This is a genomic window from Staphylococcus sp. SA22, from assembly GCF_054165785.1.
Genome location: NZ_JBSZQY010000008.1, coordinates 15881 through 37652, shown reverse-complemented (window position 1 = coordinate 37652; position 21772 = coordinate 15881). Strand labels below are relative to the sequence as shown.

The 21772-nt window shown below is 33.3% G+C and carries 18 protein-coding genes, 1 other RNA gene and 1 other annotated feature; of the genes, 17 read left to right on the top strand and 2 right to left on the bottom strand.

The features are described from left to right. Positions 1–25: 25 nt before the first annotated feature. The 10 genes from recJ (at position 26) to ACXQH5_RS08395 (ending at position 11530) form a co-directional block, all read left to right on the top strand. Complete coding sequence (recJ, locus tag ACXQH5_RS08440) at positions 26–2299, top strand: single-stranded-DNA-specific exonuclease RecJ (protein ID WP_000594983.1); 2274 nt, start codon at positions 26–28, stop codon at positions 2297–2299. Between the two features lie 21 nt (positions 2300–2320). Then, positions 2321–2839, top strand: a complete 519-nt coding sequence (locus tag ACXQH5_RS08435; RefSeq protein WP_000364543.1) for an adenine phosphoribosyltransferase — start codon at positions 2321–2323, stop codon at positions 2837–2839. A 426-nt stretch (positions 2840–3265) separates the two neighbouring features. Beyond that, the gene (locus ACXQH5_RS08430) at positions 3266–5455 is read left to right on the top strand and encodes a RelA/SpoT family protein (protein WP_001058593.1); all 2190 of its coding nucleotides are present in this window, start codon (positions 3266–3268) and stop codon (positions 5453–5455) included. Positions 5456–5466: 11 nt separating this feature from the next. Continuing rightward, positions 5467–5919, top strand: coding sequence for a D-aminoacyl-tRNA deacylase (dtd, locus tag ACXQH5_RS08425; protein ID WP_000869979.1), 453 nt, complete (start codon positions 5467–5469; stop codon positions 5917–5919). Next, entirely contained in the window at positions 5916–6791 is an 876-nt protein-coding gene (locus ACXQH5_RS08420; RefSeq protein ID WP_234720444.1) for an N-acetylmuramoyl-L-alanine amidase, read from the top strand. Before dtd ends, ACXQH5_RS08420 begins: the two co-directional genes overlap by 4 nt. Positions 6792–7251: 460 nt before the next feature. Continuing rightward, a complete protein-coding gene (hisS, locus tag ACXQH5_RS08415) occupies positions 7252–8514 on the top strand; it encodes a histidine--tRNA ligase (protein ID WP_000590822.1) in 1263 nt (420 codons plus the stop codon). Between the two features lie 15 nt (positions 8515–8529). Further along, complete coding sequence (gene aspS, locus ACXQH5_RS08410; protein WP_000044807.1) at positions 8530–10296, top strand: aspartate--tRNA ligase; 1767 nt, start codon at positions 8530–8532, stop codon at positions 10294–10296. Between the two features lie 77 nt (positions 10297–10373). Continuing rightward, positions 10374–10564: non-coding RNA, 6S RNA (gene ssrS, locus ACXQH5_RS08405), on the top strand. Positions 10565–10628: 64 nt separating this feature from the next. Further along, a complete protein-coding gene (locus ACXQH5_RS08400; RefSeq protein WP_031845039.1) occupies positions 10629–10757 on the top strand; it encodes a hypothetical protein in 129 nt (42 codons plus the stop codon). Further along, positions 10757–11530 carry a tRNA threonylcarbamoyladenosine dehydratase gene (locus ACXQH5_RS08395; protein ID WP_000682646.1) on the top strand — a complete coding sequence of 258 codons (774 nt, stop codon included), beginning with the start codon at positions 10757–10759 and terminating at the stop codon, positions 11528–11530. Before ACXQH5_RS08400 ends, ACXQH5_RS08395 begins: the two co-directional genes overlap by 1 nt. Before the next feature lie 161 nt (positions 11531–11691). On the opposite strand, the gene ACXQH5_RS08390 is transcribed toward ACXQH5_RS08395, so the two are convergent. Further along, positions 11692–12966: a replication-associated recombination protein A gene (locus ACXQH5_RS08390; RefSeq protein WP_000102738.1), complete on the bottom strand. Its 1275-nt coding sequence runs from the start codon at positions 12964–12966 to the stop codon at positions 11692–11694. A gap of 84 nt (positions 12967–13050) precedes the next feature. Here ACXQH5_RS08390 and cymR point away from each other — a divergent pair, with 84 nt between their 5' ends. The 3 genes from cymR (at position 13051) to ACXQH5_RS08375 (ending at position 13941) form a co-directional block, all read left to right on the top strand. After that, positions 13051–13473 (top strand): cysteine metabolism transcriptional regulator CymR, encoded by a 423-nt coding sequence (cymR, locus tag ACXQH5_RS08385; protein ID WP_000704122.1) that lies wholly within the window; start codon positions 13051–13053, stop codon positions 13471–13473. 99 nt (positions 13474–13572) lie between these two features. Continuing rightward, positions 13573–13755 carry a CsbD family protein gene (locus ACXQH5_RS08380; protein WP_000752909.1) on the top strand — a complete coding sequence of 61 codons (183 nt, stop codon included), beginning with the start codon at positions 13573–13575 and terminating at the stop codon, positions 13753–13755. Between the two features lie 39 nt (positions 13756–13794). Further along, entirely contained in the window at positions 13795–13941 is a 147-nt protein-coding gene (locus tag ACXQH5_RS08375) for an SAS049 family protein (RefSeq protein ID WP_000009238.1), read from the top strand. 236 nt (positions 13942–14177) lie between these two features. Here ACXQH5_RS08375 and ACXQH5_RS08370 read toward each other — a convergent pair whose 3' ends face one another. Beyond that, positions 14178–15191, bottom strand: a complete 1014-nt coding sequence (locus ACXQH5_RS08370; protein ID WP_000985896.1) for an LLM class flavin-dependent oxidoreductase — start codon at positions 15189–15191, stop codon at positions 14178–14180. A 311-nt stretch (positions 15192–15502) separates the two neighbouring features. Here ACXQH5_RS08370 and ACXQH5_RS08365 point away from each other — a divergent pair, with 311 nt between their 5' ends. The 4 genes from ACXQH5_RS08365 (at position 15503) to recD2 (ending at position 21541) form a co-directional block, all read left to right on the top strand. Continuing rightward, the gene (locus ACXQH5_RS08365; protein ID WP_000409170.1) at positions 15503–16645 is read left to right on the top strand and encodes a cysteine desulfurase family protein; all 1143 of its coding nucleotides are present in this window, start codon (positions 15503–15505) and stop codon (positions 16643–16645) included. Beyond that, on the top strand, positions 16646–17764 hold the full coding sequence (mnmA, locus tag ACXQH5_RS08360; protein WP_000066097.1) for a tRNA 2-thiouridine(34) synthase MnmA: 1119 nt from the start codon (positions 16646–16648) through the stop codon (positions 17762–17764). It abuts the gene before it with no gap. Between the two features lie 629 nt (positions 17765–18393). Beyond that, the gene (locus ACXQH5_RS08355) at positions 18394–19062 is read left to right on the top strand and encodes a tetratricopeptide repeat protein (protein ID WP_000567020.1); all 669 of its coding nucleotides are present in this window, start codon (positions 18394–18396) and stop codon (positions 19060–19062) included. A 1-nt stretch (position 19063) separates the two neighbouring features. Continuing rightward, positions 19064–21541, top strand: coding sequence for an SF1B family DNA helicase RecD2 (recD2, locus tag ACXQH5_RS08350; protein WP_001283328.1), 2478 nt, complete (start codon positions 19064–19066; stop codon positions 21539–21541). A 33-nt stretch (positions 21542–21574) separates the two neighbouring features. Beyond that, positions 21575–21752 (top strand) — a binding site (T-box leader). The last annotated feature ends 20 nt before the right edge of the window (positions 21753–21772 follow it).

Genomic DNA, 21772 nt, shown 5'->3' with positions numbered 1-21772 from the left:
TTTTGGAAATGAGGCGTAAATATATATGATTAAACCGAAGTATAAGTGGAAATTAAATAAACCAACTGAATACATAAGTGATGAATTAACATCAAAATTAAAGTTAACGCCAATCGTAAAAAAAATATTAGAAAGTAAATCGATTATTGATGAACAAGCAATTGAATCCATCATTTCAGATACAGATATCAATCATGATTCACTGCAATTGAGCGATATGACTAAGACTATTGAAAGAATTAAAAGAGCAATAGCGAATGATGAGAAAATCCTAGTTTATGGTGATTACGATGCCGACGGTGTTACCTCAACTACAATTTTAGTGACAACATTACAACTTTTAGGTGCACAAGTAGGATGGCATATTCCTAACCGCTTTACCGAAGGATATGGACCAAACGAACTAGCATTTAGAAATGCTCATGATGAAGGCATAACATTAATCATAACTGTTGATAATGGCATACAAGGTCATAATGAAATTAAGATGGTTCAAGATTTAGGAGTTGATGTCATTGTAACTGATCATCATGAAATTGGTAGTACATTACCAGAAGCATATGCAATCGTACATCCAATGCATCCATCGTTTAATTATCCGTTCCAACAATTGTGTGGTGCAGGTGTTGCGTACAAATTAGCACAAGCATTGATTGAAAATGTACCTGATTATTTTAAAGCATTAGTTGCGATAGGTACCATTGCGGATTTAGTATCCTTAACTGATGAAAATCGATCATTAGTGAAACAAGGATTAAAAGTCTTAAATGATCAATGTCCGACCTCTGTTAAAGCATTGCTAAAAGAAGCGGGATACAATGACAATATTGATGAAGAAACAATTGGTTTTATTATTGGACCTAGACTTAATGCTGTAGGTCGTTTAGATGACGCATCATTAGCTTGCGAATTGTTGATGACTGACGACGAAGAAGAAGCTGCATTTTTAGCAGAACAAGTTGAACATTTTAACCGTGAAAGAAAAGATATTGTAGCAACTATCACAGAAGAAGCAATGGCAATGGCAGAAATGAAAGTTAAAAATGGAGATTTATTTTTACTTTTAGCAAAAGAAAATTGGCATGAAGGTGTCTTAGGTATTGTTGCTTCGAAAATTGTCGAAACATTTGCTTTGCCAACATTAATTTTAAATATTGATAGGGAGCAAAATCATGCAAAAGGTTCCGCCAGATCAATTGATCAAGTGTCGATGTTTGAAATACTATCAGCACACCAAGAGTTAATCGCTAAATTTGGCGGCCATCATATGGCAGCAGGTATGACGATGGATATTGATAATATAGAATCGTTAGCTGAAGGTTTAAATAAATGGATGAAAGAATTATCTAAAACAACTTCGTTAGATCCCGTAAAGCCGGTAGATGTATTATTAACAGAAAATGATATAACGATTAAAAATATTCGTGATATGAATCGTTTAAGACCCTTCGGAACAGATTTTTCTAGACCTATTTTTGAAATGGATGATTTATCAGTTTCTTCAGTTAAGGCGATAGGTCAACAAAAAAATCATCTAAAATTGACGCTTGGTGAAAGTAATATCGCCGCACTATTTTGGCAAAATGGACACTTAGAACCTGAGTTGCAAGATGAACAGCCAATTAATATATTAGGATCTGTTCAAATCAACGAATGGAATGGTAATCAATCACCGCAATTAATTATTCAAGATATTGCGATGAATGAACAGCAAATATTAGATTATAGAAGTAAACGAAAAAGTTTACCTTTTACAGAAAATGATGAAAATATTGTCGTGCTTATTCATCCTAAAAGTGATAAAGTAAATGCGAATGAATATTATTATGGTGAAGAAATTAAACAACAAACTGATAAAGTAGTATTAAGAGATTTACCTACGTCGATGGAAGATTTGTCTAATTCCCTGCAACAACTGCAATTTTCTCAACTTTATATAGTTTTGCAACATAATCATTCGATTTACTTCGATGGTATACCTAATATGGATGTTTTTAAAAAGTGTTATAAAGCATTAATAACTAAACAAGAAACAAATATCCAGAAAGAGGGTATGTTATTGTGTCAACATTTAAGTGTGAAACCAGATACACTTAAATTCATGTTGAAAGTTTTCTTAGACTTAAATTTTGTAACACAAGAAGATGGTTTAATTCGAATCAATCAACAACCTGATAAAAGATCGATTGATTCCAGCAAAGTGTATCAATTAAGACAACAACGTATGGATGTTGAAAAGCAATTATTATATCAAGATTTTTCAGAAATAAAAAATTGGATAAAGTCACAATTGTCGTGAGCAATTTAGGAGGAAATATTAATGGATTTAAAGCAATACGTATCAGAAGTTCAAGATTGGCCGAAACCAGGTGTTAGTTTCAAGGATATTACTACAATTATGGATAATGGTGAAGCATATGGCTATGCAACAAATAAAATTGTAGAATACGCAAAAGACAGAGATGTTGATATCGTTGTAGGACCTGAAGCGCGTGGCTTTATCATTGGCTGTCCTGTAGCTTATTCAATGGGGATTGGCTTTGCACCTGTTAGAAAAGAAGGGAAATTACCTCGTGAAGTCATTCGTTATGAGTATGACCTAGAATATGGTACAAATGTTTTAACAATGCACAAAGATGCAATTAAACCAGGTCAACGTGTGTTAATTACAGATGATTTATTAGCTACTGGTGGTACGATTGAAGCAGCAATAAAATTAGTCGAAAAATTAGGCGGTATCGTAGTAGGTATTGCATTTATAATTGAATTGAAATATTTAAATGGTATTGAAAAAATTAAAGATTACGATGTTATGAGTTTAATCTCTTACGACGAATAAAAAATAATATAATTTTATCAAATGAAATCCTTCATCAAATGTATAAGAACGAATGACTTAATTAAAAAAGTTGTTTAAGTTTTCTTAACTGAGATGTTAGGATTTTTTATTTACTGAAAATGTTAGATGATTGAGCATTATACCTTAATAACATCGTTTATTTATTTCATAAATTGTAGTATCATAGAACTAATATTTAAAAAATGAAACAGTAGATTTAGGTCGAATTTTTGTAAAAGTTTTAAAAGTAGGAATAGTATACAAATTAAACTCGCTCAAGTAAAATTAATATTACGATTAATGACGACAGGATAAATATTTATCGTCGACGGACGTATGATTGGTGTGGGACAAATACTATTCAACAAGAGTACCTAAATCATTGTTTAAGGCGAAGTAATAAATATGAATGGGGTGTATCATATAATGAACAACGAATATCCATATAGTGCAGACGAAGTTCTTCACAAAGCAAAATCATATTTGTCAGCAGATGAATATGAGTATGTTTTAAAAAGCTATCATATTGCTTATGAAGCACATAAAGGTCAGTTCCGAAAAAACGGATTACCATACATTATGCATCCTATACAAGTTGCAGGTATTTTAACAGAAATGCGATTAGACGGACCAACGATTGTCGCAGGTTTTTTGCATGATGTAATTGAAGATACACCGTATACATTTGAAGATGTAAAAGAAATGTTCAATGAAGAAGTTGCTCGAATTGTTGATGGTGTGACGAAGCTTAAAAAAGTAAAATACCGCTCAAAAGAAGAACAGCAAGCTGAAAATCATCGCAAGTTATTTATTGCGATTGCCAAAGATGTACGCGTAATTTTGGTGAAATTAGCAGACAGATTACATAATATGCGTACCTTGAAAGCCATGCCGCGCGAAAAACAAATTAGAATTTCTCGAGAAACATTAGAAATTTATGCACCTTTAGCACATCGTCTTGGTATTAATACAATCAAATGGGAACTAGAAGATACGGCTCTTCGTTATATTGATAATGTACAATATTTTAGAATAGTCAATTTAATGAAGAAGAAACGTAGTGAACGTGAAGCGTATATCGAAACAGCTATTGATAGAATACGTACTGAAATGGACCGAATGAATATTGAAGGCGATATAAATGGTAGACCTAAACATATTTACAGTATTTATCGGAAAATGATGAAGCAGAAAAAGCAATTTGATCAAATTTTTGATTTGTTGGCGATACGTGTTATTGTCAATTCTATTAATGATTGTTATGCGATACTTGGGTTGGTGCATACGTTATGGAAACCGATGCCAGGACGTTTTAAAGATTATATTGCAATGCCTAAACAAAATTTGTATCAGTCATTGCATACTACAGTAGTAGGTCCAAATGGAGACCCGCTCGAAATCCAAATACGAACGTTTGATATGCACGAAATTGCTGAACATGGTGTTGCAGCACACTGGGCTTACAAAGAAGGTAAAAAAGTAAGTGAAAAAGATCAAACTTATCAAAATAAGTTAAATTGGTTAAAAGAATTAGCTGAAGCGGATCATACATCGTCTGACGCTCAAGAATTTATGGAAACCTTAAAATATGACTTACAGAGTGACAAAGTATACGCATTTACCCCAGCGAGTGATGTTATTGAGTTGCCATATGGTGCTGTGCCGATTGATTTTGCTTATGCGATTCACAGTGAAGTAGGTAATAAGATGATTGGTGCCAAGGTGAATGGCAAAATTGTACCAATTGACTATGTTTTACAAACAGGCGATATTGTTGAAATACGTACTAGTAAACATTCATATGGACCAAGTCGTGATTGGTTGAAAATTGTTAAATCGTCTAGTGCCAAAGGTAAAATTAAAAGTTTCTTCAAAAAACAAGATCGTTCATCTAATATTGAAAAAGGCCGAATGATGGTTGAAGCTGAAATAAAAGAGCAAGGATTTAGAGTCGAAGATATTTTGACAGAGAAAAATATTCAGGTTGTTAATGAAAAATATAACTTTGCAAATGAAGATGATTTATTCGCAGCTGTAGGATTTGGCGGCGTGACATCCTTGCAGATTGTTAATAAATTAACTGAGAGACAACGTATTTTAGATAAACAACGTGCTTTAAATGAAGCACAAGAAGTTACGAAATCATTGCCTATTAAAGACAACATCATTACTGATAGTGGTGTCTATGTAGAAGGTTTAGAAAATGTGCTTATCAAGTTGTCAAAATGTTGTAATCCTATACCAGGTGATGATATTGTAGGTTATATCACCAAAGGTCACGGTATTAAAGTACATCGCACTGATTGCCCAAATATTAAGAACGAAACTGAACGACTAATTAATGTTGAATGGGTAAAATCAAAAGACGCAACTCAAAAATACCAGGTTGATTTAGAGGTAACTGCGTATGACCGAAATGGCTTGTTGAATGAAGTACTACAAGCTGTTAGCTCGACAGCCGGCAATTTAATTAAAGTTTCAGGACGTTCAGATATTGATAAAAATGCAATAATAAATATTAGTGTCATGGTGAAAAACGTGAATGATGTTTATCGTGTGGTAGAAAAGATCAAACAACTTGGTGATGTTTATACAGTAACAAGAGTTTGGAACTAGAGGTGCAAAATATGAAAGTAGTTGTACAAAGAGTTAAAGAAGCATCGGTGACGAATGATACATTAAATAATCAAATCAAAAAAGGATATTGTTTATTAGTCGGTATCGGTCAGGACTCTACAGAGCAAGATGCAGATGTAATTGCAAAGAAAATTGCTAATGCAAGATTATTTGAAGATGACAATAATAAATTAAACTTTAATATCCAACAAATGAATGGTGAAATACTATCAGTTTCACAATTTACTCTCTATGCAGATGTAAAAAAAGGTAACCGTCCAGGTTTCTCAAATTCTAAAAATCCTGATCAAGCAGTAAAAATATATGAGTATTTTAATGATGCGCTACGAGCGTATGGTCTTACTGTGAAAACAGGTGAATTTGGAACACACATGAATGTTAACATAAATAATGATGGTCCAGTCACTATTATTTATGAAAGTCAGGACGGCAAAATTCAATGAAAAAAATAGAGGCATGGTTATCTAAAAAGGGTCTTAAAAATAAACGTACTCTAATAGTAGTGATTGCCTTTGTCTTATTTATCATCTTTTTATTTTTATTGCTGAATAGCAATAGTGAAGATAGTGGGAACATTACGATAACTGAAAATGCTGAATTACGTACAGGTCCAAACGCTGCGTATCCAGTCATTTACAAAGTTGAGAAAGGTGACCATTTTAAAAAGATTGGTAAAGTAGGTAAATGGATTGAAGTTGAAGATACATCCAGTAATGAAAAAGGTTGGATAGCTGGATGGCACACAAATTTAGATATTGTCGCGGATAATACAAAGGAGAAAAATCCTTTGCAAGGTAAAACAATAGTGCTTGATCCTGGTCATGGAGGTAGTGACCAGGGTGCTTCAAGCTATACTAAATATAAAAGCTTAGAAAAAGATTATACGTTGAAAACAGCAAAAGAATTGCAGCGCACTTTAGAAAAAGAAGGCGCAACTGTTAAGATGACAAGAACAGACGATACATATGTTTCACTAGAAAATCGTGATATCAAAGGCGATGCCTATTTGAGTATACATAATGATGCATTAGAATCATCTAATGCAAATGGAATGACAGTTTATTGGTATCATGATAATCAAAGAGCTTTAGCAGATACGTTAGACGCTACGATTCAGAAGAAAGGTCTACTTTCTAATCGCGGTTCAAGACAAGAAAATTATCAAGTGTTAAGACAAACAAAAGTTCCTGCTGTTTTATTAGAATTAGGTTATATTAGTAACCCAACTGATGAAACGATGATTAAAGATCAATTACATAGACAAATTTTAGAACAAGCAATTGTTGATGGCCTTGAAATTTATTTTTCTGCGTAGGGCTTGCAAAAATATGTGAAAGTAGTTATCATTGATATTGAATTTTATAACTAAAACCGTTTGTATTCTTGAAATGGTAAATGAAATAGGTAGCAATCTAATTAAGATTGTGTAGGAATATAATCCATAGACTGAAAGATTATGCTGAGTAGTTTATATACATTGAACACAAGAAGAGGTGCTTTATGAAAAGTAAAGCCGTTAAACGTACGTTAAACGTTTTGAGTGGGTTTATTAAATGCACGCTTATAAAAAGTAATGATGATTACAATTAGGCATGTTTTTTAAACCAATGAGGGTGGCAACACGGATATTCGTCCCTTGTGCAGTTTCAGGCTGTGCAAGGGCTTTTTCTTTTGCTTTTAAAATTATGATTTATCGTGCAAAGTTAAGTGGTCGTATATAGTTTTAGTTTTAAAAAGGTAATTAAATAAAATAGTTTGCCGAGGGAGATGTCAAAATGATTAAAATACCTAGAGGGACGCAGGATATTTTACCTGAAGATTCAAAGAAATGGCGTTACATTGAAAATCAATTAGATGAATTAATGACATTTTATAATTATAAAGAAATAAGAACACCAATTTTTGAAAGTACAGATCTTTTTGCAAGAGGTGTTGGTGATTCAACCGATGTCGTACAAAAAGAAATGTATACATTTAAAGATAAAGGCGACAGAAGTATTACATTAAGACCTGAGGGAACAGCTGCAGTTGTGCGTTCATATATTGAACATAAAATGCAAGGTAATCCAAACCAACCAATTAAACTTTATTACAATGGACCGATGTTTAGATATGAACGTAAGCAAAAAGGGCGCTATCGTCAATTTAAACAATTTGGTGTAGAAGCTATTGGTGCTGAAAATCCTAGCGTAGATGCAGAAGTATTAGCTATGGTTATGCATATTTATCAATCATTTGGATTAAAACATTTAAAGCTTGTTATTAATAGTGTAGGGGATATTGCGTCTCGAAAAGAATATAACGAAGCGTTAGTGAAACACTTTGAACCAGTAATTCATGAATTTTGTTCAGATTGTCAATCACGTTTGCATACAAATCCGATGCGAATTTTGGATTGTAAAGTAGACCGTGATAAAGAAGCGATTAAGACTGCACCTAGAATCACTGATTTCTTAAATGAGGAATCTAAGGCATATTATGAACAAGTAAAAGCTTATTTAGATGATTTAGGTATTCCATATATTGAAGATCCTAACTTAGTTCGTGGATTGGATTATTATACACATACAGCATTTGAATTAATGATGGATAACCCAAACTATGATGGTGCCATTACAACTCTTTGTGGTGGTGGCCGTTATAATGGTTTATTAGAATTGCTAGATGGTCCAAGCGAAACAGGTATTGGTTTTGCGTTAAGTATAGAACGATTATTGCTTGCACTTGAAGAAGAAGGTATCGAATTAGATATTGAAGAAAACTTAGATTTATTCATTGTTACAATGGGTGATCAAGCAGATCGATATGCTGTGAAGTTATTAAATCATTTGAGACATAATGGTATTAAAGCAGATAAAGACTACTTACAGCGTAAAATTAAAGGACAAATGAAACAAGCAGACCGTTTAGGTGCCAAGTTTACAATCGTTATTGGTGATCAAGAATTAGAAAATAATAAAATCGATGTTAAAAATATGACAACTGGTGAATCTGAAACAATTGAATTAGACGCATTAGTCGAATATTTTAAGAAGTAGAGAGGGCGTTAAAATATGAGTAAGAGAACAACTTATTGTGGATTAGTTACTGAAGCATTTTTAGGACAAGAAATTACATTAAAAGGATGGGTTAACAATCGTCGTGACCTTGGTGGATTGATTTTCGTTGATTTAAGAGATAGAGAAGGAATTGTACAAGTCGTGTTTAATCCTGCATTTTCAGAAGAGGCATTGAAAATTGCTGAAACAGTACGTTCTGAATATGTTGTAGAAGTTCAAGGTACAGTTACGAAGCGTGACCCTGAAACAGTTAACCCTAAAATTAAAACTGGCCAAGTTGAAGTACAAGTTACAAATATTAAAGTGATTAATAAATCTGAGACACCACCATTTTCTATAAATGAAGAAAATGTTAACGTTGATGAAAATATTCGATTAAAATACCGTTATTTAGATTTACGTCGTCAAGAGTTAGCGCAAACATTTAAAATGAGACATCAAATTACTCGTTCTATTCGTCGATATTTGGATGATGAAGGGTTCTTTGACATCGAAACACCAGTACTAACGAAGTCAACACCTGAGGGTGCACGTGACTATTTAGTACCATCTCGTGTCCATGATGGTGAATTTTATGCATTACCACAATCGCCACAATTATTTAAGCAATTATTGATGATTAGTGGATTTGACAAATACTACCAAATCGTAAAATGCTTCCGTGACGAAGATTTACGTGCAGATCGTCAACCTGAATTCACACAAGTCGATATTGAAATGAGTTTTGTAGATCAAGAAGATGTGATGCAAATGGGTGAAGAAATGCTTAAAAAAGTTGTTAAAGAAGTTAAAGGCGTTGAAATTAATGGCGCTTTCCCACGCATGACATATAAAGAAGCGATGCGTCGCTATGGTTCTGATAAACCAGATACGCGTTTTGAAATGGAATTAATTGACGTTTCTCAATTAGGACGTGATATGGACTTTAAAGTATTTAAAGATACTGTTGAAAATGATGGTGAAATTAAAGCAATTGTCGCTAAAGGTGCAGCTGAACAATATACACGTAAAGATATGGATGCTTTAACAGAATTTGTAAACATCTATGGTGCTAAAGGATTAGCATGGGTTAAAGTTGTGGAAGATGGTTTGACAGGTCCAATTGGACGTTTCTTTGAAGCAGAAAATGTTGAAACATTACTTACATTAACTGGTGCTGAAGCTGGTGACTTAGTAATGTTTGTTGCAGACAAACCAAATGTCGTTGCACAAAGTTTAGGTGCATTACGTGTCAAATTAGCTAAAGAATTAGGTTTAATCGATGAAACAAAATTAAACTTCTTATGGGTGACAGATTGGCCATTATTAGAATATGATGAAGATGCGAAACGTTACGTTGCAGCACATCATCCATTTACATCTCCAAAAGAAGCCGATATTGCTAAGCTTGGCACTGCGCCAGAAGAAGCTGAGGCAAATGCTTATGACATAGTATTAAATGGTTATGAATTAGGTGGCGGTTCAATCAGAATTCATGACGGTGAGTTACAAGAAAAAATGTTCGAAGTTCTTGGATTTACTAAAGAACAAGCACAGGAACAATTCGGCTTCTTACTAGATGCATTTAAATATGGTGCACCACCTCATGGCGGTATTGCATTAGGATTAGACCGATTAGTCATGTTATTGACTAATAGAACAAACTTGAGAGATACAATTGCATTCCCTAAAACAGCATCTGCTACATGTTTATTAACGAATGCGCCTGGTGAAGTTTCTGATAAACAATTAGAAGAACTTTCTTTGCGAATTCGTCACTAAATTTTAAAAAATCAATAAACTTTGGTTTGTTATAATTTCATTAATTTTAATTATGTGGTAATATAACATCATAAGATAGTCATCTGAGTTGTTCGTAAGTTTGCTTTTTAATTTGGGCCTAACACTCTTTGATCAAGGGAGCCCAATGGGTTTTCTTGCAGCGTACACGCCTTATATGAAGGACGTACAAAACAAGAAACAGGGCACCCACCTGTATATAACAGGCCGAATGATCAAGCTATTATAACTACGGCAATACGGACTCTATCGATACGCAAGACTTTGTCTTGCGTATTTTTATGCTTTTCTTTAAGTTTTTAATAAAGAATTAGTTGGGTTTAATAGCGTTTAATAATTGTTTCCTCGTTGAATTTTGGGAAAATAATCAAAGCAATAATGCTAAACATAAAATTTTAAGTTACTATGTAATTATGTATAAATCAGTGAAAGAGGTAAAATAATGAAACATCAATTTTCAAGAAATGAACTAGCGATTGGACAACAAGGTTTAGATTTATTGAAGCAACAAACTGTTGTCATACTTGGTGTTGGAGGTGTTGGTTCATTTGCTGCTGAAGCATTAGCAAGAACGAATATTGGTCATATTATATTAATAGATAAAGATGATGTTGATATTACAAATGTAAACAGACAATTACACGCTTTAACTACAACGGTAGGACAAAGTAAAGTTTCTTTGATGGAAGAACGTATTAAATTAATTAATCCAGATTGTAAAGTCACGCCTTTACATATGTTTTATACAGAAGAGACATATGAAGAAATTTTCGATAATTACGATATAGATTATTTTGTAGATGCAAGTGATACAATAATGTACAAAGTACACTTAATGAAAGAGTGTCTTGACCGAGGGATTAAAGTGATTTCCAGTATGGGTGCTGCAAATAAAACAGATCCAACACGTTTTACAATTTCAGATATCTCTAAAACACATACCGATCCAATGGCCAAAATTATTCGTCAAAAATTGAAAAAACTAGGAATTCGTAAAGGGATTCCAGTTGTATTTTCAGATGAAAGCCCAATTGTCATAAGAGAAGATGTAAAAGATATAGTTGGAGATAAAAATGCTATCAATCGAAAAGGACAAATGCCACCTTCTTCAAATGCCTTTGTGCCAAGTGTTGTTGGATTAATTTGTGCAAGTTATGTGGTGAATGACGTATTAAAAGATATTCCAGTTCGTCGCATTAAAGACAAAGGGCAATAATTAATTTTTGAAAGGGATAATTTTCAACGTAAGGCAAGTGTAACCACACCATAAAACTAAAACTGACTAGTTCGCAAGCATAGTAGAATATGCCTCGTGTACTAGTCAGTTTTGATTTGATTATAGCTAAAATATCAAAGGTAATCGATTTAATCTTATTTTTACGGCCTTTGTTTAAGTAAGTTGTTATATATTTCTTTGAGTTGTTGTTCACTTTTAGATGTCGTTTTTGGTTCATAATAAATTTTGTTTTTTAGTTTATCAGGTAAATATTGCTGTGAAACATAGCCATTAACATATTGGTGTGGATATTTGTAACCAATAGATCGGCCTAGATCTTTAGCACCTTGATAATGTCCATCTTTTAAATGGTTTGGAATTTGGCCCACATGACCGTTTCTAATATCGGACAATGCACTATCAATGGCACTCATTGCTGAATTTGACTTAGGTGATAAGCATAGTTCGATTACTGCTTGGCTTAGTGGAATTCTAGCTTCTGGTAAACCTAGACGTTCTGCTGATTCAATAGCAGCAAGTGTTCTCTGACCAGCATTAGGTGAGGCTAAGCCTATATCCTCATAGCTAATTACAAGTAATCGTCGAACTATTGTAGGTAAATCTCCAGCTTCAATTAATCGTGCTAAATAATGTAAAGCGGCATTGACGTCGCTACCACGGATAGATTTTTGGAAAGCGCTCATAACATCGTAATGCATGTCACCATCTTTATCACTTACAAATGCACCTTTTTGTAAACAGTCTTTAGCATCTTGCAATGTAACATGTCGATAACCGTCTTTGTCATTATCTGCGCTTAATACAGCTAATTCCAATGCATTTAACGCACTACGAACATCACCTTGACTTTGTGTAGAAAAGTAGGCCATGGCATCTTCATCAATTTTGGGTTGATATGTTTTTAAACCATTCTCTTCATCCTCTATTGCACGAGTTAACGCTTGACGCACATCTTCATCATTTAAAGGATATAACTCAAAAATTTGCGCTCTTGAACGAATCGCTGGATTGATAGCATGATAAGGATTTGAAGTTGTAGCACCGATCAAGACGATTTTGCCATTTTCTAAATGAGGTAATAAAAAGTCTTGTTTAGCTTTATCTAGTCGATGTATTTCATCTAATAACAAGATAACTTGACCAGACATTTTAGCTTCTTCAACAACAAGTTGCATATCTTTTTTAGTGTTAGTTACAGCATTCAATTGTCTGAATTTATATTGCGTACTGCCCGAAATTGCTTTGGCAATACTTGTTTTGCCTATACCAGGTGGACCATAAAAAATCATTGAAGTTAATTTTTTTGTATCAACCATTCTTCTGATAATGCCTCTTGGTCCAACTAAATGTTGTTGGGAAATGATTTCATCTATATTTTTTGGGCGCATTCTCGATGCTAATGGTTCTGTACTCACATTTGTCACACCTTTCTTATACTATCTTAACTCAAAAAATGCTAAAATGGGAATATCAATATTCGAATTAAGTGAGGTTATACAATGAAAATTTCTACTAAAGGGAGATATGGACTTACATTGATGATTTCTCTTGCTAAAAAAGAGGGGCAAGGATGTATATCATTAAAGTCAATTGCTGAAGAAAATAATTTGAGTGATTTATATTTAGAACAGCTTGTAGGTCCTTTAAGAAATGCGGGGTTAATTCGAAGTGTACGCGGTGCTAAAGGTGGATACCAATTAAGAGTACCAGCGGAAGAAATCTCAGCAGGGGATATTATAAGACTGTTAGAAGGTCCAATTACATTTGTTGAAAGTATTGAATCAGAACCACCTGCGCAAAAACAACTATGGATTCGCATGAGAGATGCAGTGAGAGATGTTTTAGATAATACAACATTGAAATATTTAGCGGAATATGTAGATACAAGTGAAGATTTAGACGGATACATGTTTTATATTTAATCGTATAAATACTATACTATAACATAAAAACTTCATATTATAATGTTTAGCGAACCTCCTTTGTGGTATATAAATATATACATCTAAGGAGGTTTCACTATGGCAGACGAAAGTAAGTTCGATCAATTTAAAGGCAATGTTAAAGAAACAGTAGGTAACGTTACTGACAACAAAGAATTAGAAAAAGAAGGTCAGCAAGATAAAGCGACTGGTAAAGCAAAAGAAGTTGTTGAAAATGCTAAAAACAAAATAACTGATGCAATTGATAAACTTAAAAAATAAGTTCAATTAAACTAATCAAATATAAGAGGAGCGATTAATATGAGTTTTATGGATAAAGCTAAAGACGCAGTAGAAAAATTTAAAAATAGCGATAATGAACAAGTTAAAAATGTAAAAGATAAGATAAATGAATATACAGGTTCGAATAACGAAGAGAAAAAAGAAAATGAAGATAAAGAGAAATAAAATTCTTTAAATTTTGGATATGCTTTTCAATATTTTGAAAGCGCCCCATCAAATAAACACTTACACAGTGTAAAGTTGAAGGGGCGCTTTCATATTTGCATTAGAATTTTAAGTGAATTTGAATCATTACTAAAATAAATGATCGAACAATAAAGACATCTTTCATTCAAAATGCTGTTACTGTATATTTTTATTAATATTATGGATACATACTTTCACTTAGTTTATTTATCACATTATAAAGTGCTTTTTTCATTTATCTGATTTATAACATTCTTGAACCGACGATAAGAGTCTAATTGCATATCTTTATCATAAATATAACTTATTGCCATAATTTCGTTGACTTCACCATAAGTTTCCATAAAATCTTGAATTTTTTGTTGAACAGTATTTTCTGAACCTATTAATGATATTTTCTGTCTTTCCATAGCCATCGCGTATTCTCTCGGCGTTAATATATTTTGTAGTTCATGTGTTGGCGGTTGAACGGGCTGCATTCTGCCACGAGTGATACTAACCATTACTTGTGCCATAGATGAAGCTAAATATTGTGCTTCGTCATCATTTTCAGCAACGATTGTATTTAAACATACAATAACATAAGGTTCGTCTAATACATCAGAAGGTTCAAATAACGTTTTGTAAATTTCGATAGCTTCTTTCATTTGTTGAGGTGCAAAATGTCCAGCGAACACATATGGAAGCCCTTTGCGAGCAGCTAAATGTGCAGAATCTGTTGAAGAACCAAGAATGTATAAAGGCACATTTTTACCTACTGCTGGATAAGCACGAACATATGCTTGTTGGTGAGCAGGGCCGAAATATTGTTGTAATAATGAAACCTCTTCTGGAAATTTATAAACACCATCATGTTGATCTCGTCTTAATGCACTTGCGGTCATCATATCTGTTCCAGGTGCACGTCCTAATCCTAAATCGACACGATTTGGAAATAATGTTGCCATCGTGCCAAATTGTTCCGCAACGATTAATGGAGCATGGTTAGGTAACATGATTCCTCCAGAACCTACACGTATGTGTTTCGTATGTTCTAACGTATGTTGAATTAATAAAGCAGTTGCTGAACTTACTAGGTTGGGAGCGTTATGGTGTTCAGCAATCCAATATCTTTCATATGATAATTCGTCTAAATGTTGTGCGAGCTTAACCATATCATTAATTGCTGTTCGTTCATCTTCACCTTCTCGAATAGGGACAAGGTTTAATGCTGAATATTTAATCGCCATTTTTGTATCGTCCTTCCTTTTTTATGATATAAGAAGTATACCAATCGAATAACCAGGTAAATATTAAATTGCTCATAACCAAAATAATAGTACGTTACATTTTACAAATGAAAAAATATCTGCAAATACTAAAATTTATAAAAAAGACAAGAATAAAGCGATAAACTTAAAAAAGCCTATCGAAAAGCATGTGTAGAAAATGGTAAAATATAATTAAAAACATTATAAATAAAGTTAAACAGAAAAGTAGAAAAATAGTATGTAAGGTGCTATTATTGGAACATTGATAAAATTGTGAGGAGTGTCCAAACATGGAAATTTATGCAGATTATGCTGCGACCACACCAGTAAAACCTGAAGTAGTAGATGCGATGATGACGATTTACAATTCGCATTATGGTAATCCATCATCAATACATGCTAAGGGAAGAGATGCGCGTAAATATTTAGATGAGTCAAGACGTCAAATTGCACAATTACTTGGTGCGGATACACATGAAATTATATTTACGAGTGGTGCAACAGAATCGAATAATACGGCAATTAAAGGCATAGTAAAAGCAAATGAACAATTGGGTAATCACATTATCACATCGAAGATTGAACATCATTCTGTGTTACATGTTTTTGAACAATTAGAGCGAGAAGGTTTTGATGTAACATATCTAGATGTTGATGATACAGGTGCTATTGATTTAGACCAACTTGAAGAAACAATTACAGATAAGACGATTTTAGTATCTATTATGTTTGTAAATAATGAAGTTGGCACAGTGCAACAAATTTATGATATTCAAGATATTATTGCTGAGACAAATGCATATTTCCATGTTGATGCGGTTCAAGCAATTGGACATCTTGATGTTAAGTTTGACGAATTTGAGATCGACGCAATGAGTATTACTGCTCATAAGTTTGGCGGACCAAAAGGTGTCGGTGCATTATTAGTTAAAGACCATGTCACATTAGATTATCCTCAACTTGGCGGTGAACAAGAATTGAAACGCCGTGCAGGTACTGAAAATCTTGCACAAATTGTCGGGATGGCTAAAGCATTACAATTAGCAGAAAAGAATCGAGACGATAACAATATTCATTTAATGAATTTAAAAGAACAATTTTTAGTTAAATTACAAGAAAGATCGATTCCATTTGAATTAAATGGTTCAATGACGGATGCTACAGGCCATATTGTAAATCTATATTTTCCGTTTGTTGAAGTTGAAACGATGTTAACATTGTTGGATATGGCACAAATCTATGTGTCGTCTGGATCTGCATGTACAGCAGGCTCTACACAACCGTCGCATGTTTTAGGTGCAATGTTCGAAGATGAGGAGCGATCAAATCATTCGATTCGATTTAGTTTTAACGAATTGACTACTGAAAATGAAATTAATGCAATTGTAGCTGAAATTCATAAAATATATTTTAAATTTAAGGAGGAGTCATAATTGTCAAATAAAGATATACGTGTTGTCGTTGGTATGTCAGGCGGTGTAGATAGTTCTGTAACAGCCCACGTCTTAAAAGAACAAGGTTATGATGTCATTGGCATATTTATGAAAAACTGGGATGACACTGACGAAAATGGCGTATGTACTGCAACTGAAGATTACAACGATGTTATTGAAGTGTGTAATCAAATTGGCATACCATATTACGCTGTTAATTTTGAAAAAGAATATTGGGATAAAGTCTTTACGTATTTCTTAGATGAATACAAAAAAGGTCGTACTCCAAATCCAGACGTTATGTGTAATAAAGAAATTAAGTTTAAAGCCTTTTTAGATCATGCGATGAATTTAGGTGCAGATTATGTAGCAACAGGACATTACGCACGCATACATCGTCATGAAGATGGTCATGTTGAAATGTTACGTGGTGTAGATAATAATAAAGATCAAACATACTTCTTGAATCAATTATCTCAACAACAACTTTCAAAAGTGATGTTCCCAATTGGTGACATCGAAAAGAGTGAAGTGCGTCGAATTGCTGAAGAACAAGGACTTGTTACTGCTAAGAAAAAAGATTCTACAGGCATTTGTTTTATCGGCGAAAAAAACTTTAAAACATTTTTATCACAATATTTACCTGCACAACCGGGTGATATGATAACACTTGATGGTAAGAAAATGGGTAAACATAGTGGTTTGATGTATTACACAATAGGACAAAGACATGGTTTAGGTATAGGTGGAGATGGCGATCCTTGGTTTGTTGTCGGTAAAAATCTAAAAGATAATGTTTTATATGTAGAACAAGGATTCCATCACGATGCATTATACAGTGATTACTTAATTGCTTCAGACTATTCATTTGTAAATCCAGAAGATAATGACTTAGATCAAGGTTTTGAATGTACAGCTAAATTTAGATATCGCCAAAAAGATACGAAAGTTTTTGTGAAACGTGAAAACGACCATGCACTGCGTGTTACTTTTGCTGAGCCAGTAAGAGCAATCACACCTGGACAAGCAGTTGTTTTTTATCAAGGTGATGTGTGTCTTGGTGGTGCAACAATTGACGATGTGTTCAAAAATGAAGGTCAATTAAATTATGTTGTATAAACAATGGGAACAATAAATTACTTATTTGAAGTTTCAGCGTTGGAAATGACGAAAGACAGTTTTTGATGAGAATAATTCATGATGATAGAGTCTGGGACATCACAATGTCCTAGGCTCTACAATGTTATATTGGCAGGGCCCCAACATAGAGAAATTGGAACCCCAATTTAAACAGGCAATGGAAGTTGGCGGGGCCCCAACACAGAGAATTTCGTAAAGAAATTCAACAGGCAATGGAAGTTGGCGGGGCCCCAACATAGAGAATTTCGTAAAGAAATTCTACAGGCAATGCGAGTTGGGGATGGGGCCCCAACACAGAGAATTTCGTAAAGAAATTCTACAGGCAATGCAAGTTGGGGTAAACAAATTAATTTTGTAAAAATATCATTTCTGTCCCACTCCCTATGCATGAGTCTAATTATGTATTCCTATTTTTAAGTACATAATAGTGGTGGCTAATGCGGAAGAACCATTACATAATAAACCGTTAATGGTTCTTTAGCATTTCTATTCCATTCCCGCTTTTTCATGAATGAAGATGATATTAGATTATATTTTATTCGTTGTTAAGTGATTCGAGACATACAATTTATCAAGATGTTATAATTGATGAGAAATGAGGTTCGTAAATGATAGATCAACAAACAATTTATCAATACATACAAAATGGAAAAATAGAAGAAGCGTTACAAGCATTGTTCGGAAATATCGAAGAGGATCCTACAATTATTGAAAATTATATTAATGCCGGTATCGTACTTGCTGATGCGAATGAGATTGAAAAGGCAGAGCGTTTTTTCCAAAAAGCTTTAACAATAGATCCGAAGAATGGCGTCGTATTTTATAATCTAGCAAATGTATATTATAATCAGCAACGTTATCAAGAAGCTATTAAATTATATCAACAAGCATTACAAACAGAGATTGAACAAGTTGATTGTAATTATATGATTGGTATGGCGTTTAATCAGTTAGAATCATTTAAGCTGGCATTGCCGTATTTAATGACTGCAGCGGAACTAGATAAAGACAAAGATACAGAAGTTCAATTTCAATATGGTCTTGTATTATGTCAATTAGAAATGTTTAATGAAGCCATAACACAACTTAAACATGTATTAACGATTGATAAAAATCATGTTGATGCAAGATACAATTTAGGCTTAGCGTTATTTATGAAAAATGAAGATATTGATGAAGCAATAACTCATTTTAAAGAAGCTGTGACTATCGACCCTAAACACTTATTAAGTCAGCATGCGCTGAAAACATTCACTAAAATGAAAGAGGAGGAGTAACATGTCAGACCCTACACTATTTGATTATTCAATGATCAAAGGTACTGTTGAAGCGATATTGTTTCAAAACAGTGATAATTTTTATACAGTGCTTAAAGTAGATACTATTGAAACAAATGAAGACTTTGATACAATGCCAACTGTTGTAGGGTTTCTTCCGAATATTGTTGAAGGCGATGTCTACACATTTAAAGGTCAAGTTGTTGATCATCCACGTTATGGTAAACAATTAAAAGCAGAGACTTTTGAAAAAGAAATGCCACAAACGAAAGAAGCAATTATAAGTTATTTATCAAGTGATTTGTTTAAAGGTGTAGGTAAAAAGACAGCTCAAAATATTGTTAATACATTAGGTGATAATGCGATAAATGATATATTAGATGACCATTCAGTGCTAGAAAAAGTTTCGGGATTATCTAAAAAGAAACAGAAACAAATTGCAGAACAAATTTCAGCAAATCAAGAATCTGAAAGAATAATGATTCGTTTACATGATTTAGGGTTTGGTCCTAAACTTTCAATGGCAATTTATCAGTTTTATCTCGGTGATACACTGACTATTTTAGATCGAAATCCCTATCAATTGATTTATGATATTAAAGGTATTGGTTTTAATAAAGCAGATCAACTTGCTAGAAATATTGGTATCGCTTATAACGATAATGAACGATTAAAAGCTGCGTTGCTCTATACGTTAGAAGAAGAATGTATTAAACAGGGACATACATATTTGCCTATAAATGTTGTTATAGATTTAACGGTTGATGTATTAAATTATCAAGATGAAGAAGTCATCGAACCTGAAAAATTAGACGAAATGTTGCAATACTTAAATGAGGAAAAACGACTAATTATTGACAATGAACAAGTTGCAATTCCAAGTTTGTATTATTCTGAAATCAAAAGTGTTCAAAACTTATTCAGAATAAAGACGCATACAAATAAACTTACGGAAATTGAACAGTCAGATTTACAAATGCATATTGGCGAAATAGAAGATGCGAATCAAGTGAACTATGCAGCTTCACAAAAAGAAGCTTTGCAAACGGCTATCAATTCTAAGGTGATGCTATTAACCGGTGGGCCGGGAACAGGAAAGACGACAGTAATTAAAGGCATTGTAGAATTATATGCTGAGATTCATGGCTTATCATTAGATTATGATGATTATGTCAATGATGATTATCCAGTTGTATTAGCAGCGCCAACAGGAAGAGCATCCAAAAGACTACAAGAGTCAACTGGATTAGAAGCAATGACGATTCATCGTTTAATAGGTTGGAATCAAGACACAAAGCCAGAGGATATATTAGAAAATGAAATAAACGCACGACTCATAATCATTGATGAGATGTCTATGGTAGATACTTGGTTGTTCCACCAATTTTTAAGTGCAGTTCCTTTAGATGCGCAATTGATATTTGTAGGTGATGAGGATCAATTGCCTTCTGTAGGTCCTGGTCAAGTATTTAAAGATTTAATTGAATCGAAAGCTATACCACGAGTTAATCTGACTGAAGTATATCGTCAACAAGATGGTTCAAGCATTATAGAATTAGCACATCGAATGAAATTGGGTCAGAAAATTGATATTACACAGCGTTTTCATGATAGAAGTTTTATTAACTGTCAGGCAAACCAAATACCAACAGTAGTTGAGAAGGTAGTTACTAGTGCTGTTAATAAAGGGTATACTATGGCTGATATTCAAGTGCTTGCACCAATGTATAAAGGAAATGCCGGTATTAAACGTTTAAATCAAGTTTTACAAGATATTTTAAACCCTAAAAAGAAAGACACACGAGAAATTGAGTTTGGTGATGTAGTCTTTAGAAAAGGTGACAAAGTATTACAACTTGTTAATAGGCCAAATGATAACATATTTAATGGTGACATAGGAGTTATTGTTGGTATTTTTGGGGCGAAAGAAAATGCCCTTAATAAAGATGTACTTGTTGTGGATTTTGAAGGTAATGAAATTACATTTACAAAACAAGATATGATGGAATTAACGCATGCATATTGTACATCAATCCATAAATCACAAGGTTCAGAATTTCCTATTGTTATCATGCCTATTGTTAAACAGTATTTTAGAATGTTACAAAGACCGATATTATATACTGGTTTAACCAGAGCGAAAACGAGTTTAGTTTTACTTGGTGATCCGGAAGCATTTGATATTGGATTGAAAACAAATGGTCAAGCGCGTTTAACACAATTATGTACATTGTTGAAAAATTATTTTAATTCAGAAGATGAAGAAATGCTGGAAAACACAGCTACTAATGATACAGGAGCTTCACAAACGACAATAGATGATCAAGTAGAAGTTCCAATGTCATCGAATGCTAGTGAAGAAGTTACGTCTGATTCAACAAAAACAGATACAAATGTATTAACGGAAGCTACAATGTTTAAAATTGACCCAATGATTAATATGGGAGAAATCACGCCGTATGACTTTATAGAACGTTGACAACAAGCGTAAATGTAACTAAAATAGAATTAAATTCGTATAAAGATGAGTAGTTAATGATTTGTTTATCAGAGATGTACTGGTTGGTGAAAAGTACAACAAACATTAGTGAACGCTACTTTATGCACAACTGTATAGTCGATTTAAAGTGATAAATGTGTTGAATTACATTTATAACTAGGGTGGTACCGCGATAACGTTCGTCCCTTTTGAGGATGGGCGTTTTTTATT

Excerpts from the sequence above, each read along its gene's own strand:
- aspS (WP_000044807.1), top strand. The coding sequence starts at position 8,530 with ATGAGTAAGAGAACAACTTATTGTGGATTAGTTACTGAAGCATTTTTA.
- ACXQH5_RS08375 (WP_000009238.1), top strand. The coding sequence starts at position 13,795 with ATGAGTTTTATGGATAAAGCTAAAGACGCAGTAGAAAAATTTAAAAAT.
- ACXQH5_RS08420 (WP_234720444.1), top strand. The coding sequence starts at position 5,916 with ATGAAAAAAATAGAGGCATGGTTATCTAAAAAGGGTCTTAAAAATAAA.
- ACXQH5_RS08395 (WP_000682646.1), top strand. The coding sequence starts at position 10,757 with ATGAAACATCAATTTTCAAGAAATGAACTAGCGATTGGACAACAAGGT.
- ACXQH5_RS08380 (WP_000752909.1), top strand. The coding sequence starts at position 13,573 with ATGGCAGACGAAAGTAAGTTCGATCAATTTAAAGGCAATGTTAAAGAA.
- cymR (WP_000704122.1), top strand. The coding sequence starts at position 13,051 with ATGAAAATTTCTACTAAAGGGAGATATGGACTTACATTGATGATTTCT.
- ACXQH5_RS08365 (WP_000409170.1), top strand. The coding sequence starts at position 15,503 with ATGGAAATTTATGCAGATTATGCTGCGACCACACCAGTAAAACCTGAA.
- ACXQH5_RS08355 (WP_000567020.1), top strand. The coding sequence starts at position 18,394 with ATGATAGATCAACAAACAATTTATCAATACATACAAAATGGAAAAATA.
- ACXQH5_RS08370 (WP_000985896.1), bottom strand. The coding sequence starts at position 15,191 with ATGGCGATTAAATATTCAGCATTAAACCTTGTCCCTATTCGAGAAGGT.
- recJ (WP_000594983.1), top strand. The coding sequence starts at position 26 with ATGATTAAACCGAAGTATAAGTGGAAATTAAATAAACCAACTGAATAC.
- hisS (WP_000590822.1), top strand. The coding sequence starts at position 7,252 with ATGATTAAAATACCTAGAGGGACGCAGGATATTTTACCTGAAGATTCA.
- dtd (WP_000869979.1), top strand. The coding sequence starts at position 5,467 with ATGAAAGTAGTTGTACAAAGAGTTAAAGAAGCATCGGTGACGAATGAT.
- ACXQH5_RS08435 (WP_000364543.1), top strand. The coding sequence starts at position 2,321 with ATGGATTTAAAGCAATACGTATCAGAAGTTCAAGATTGGCCGAAACCA.
- recD2 (WP_001283328.1), top strand. The coding sequence starts at position 19,064 with ATGTCAGACCCTACACTATTTGATTATTCAATGATCAAAGGTACTGTT.
- ACXQH5_RS08430 (WP_001058593.1), top strand. The coding sequence starts at position 3,266 with ATGAACAACGAATATCCATATAGTGCAGACGAAGTTCTTCACAAAGCA.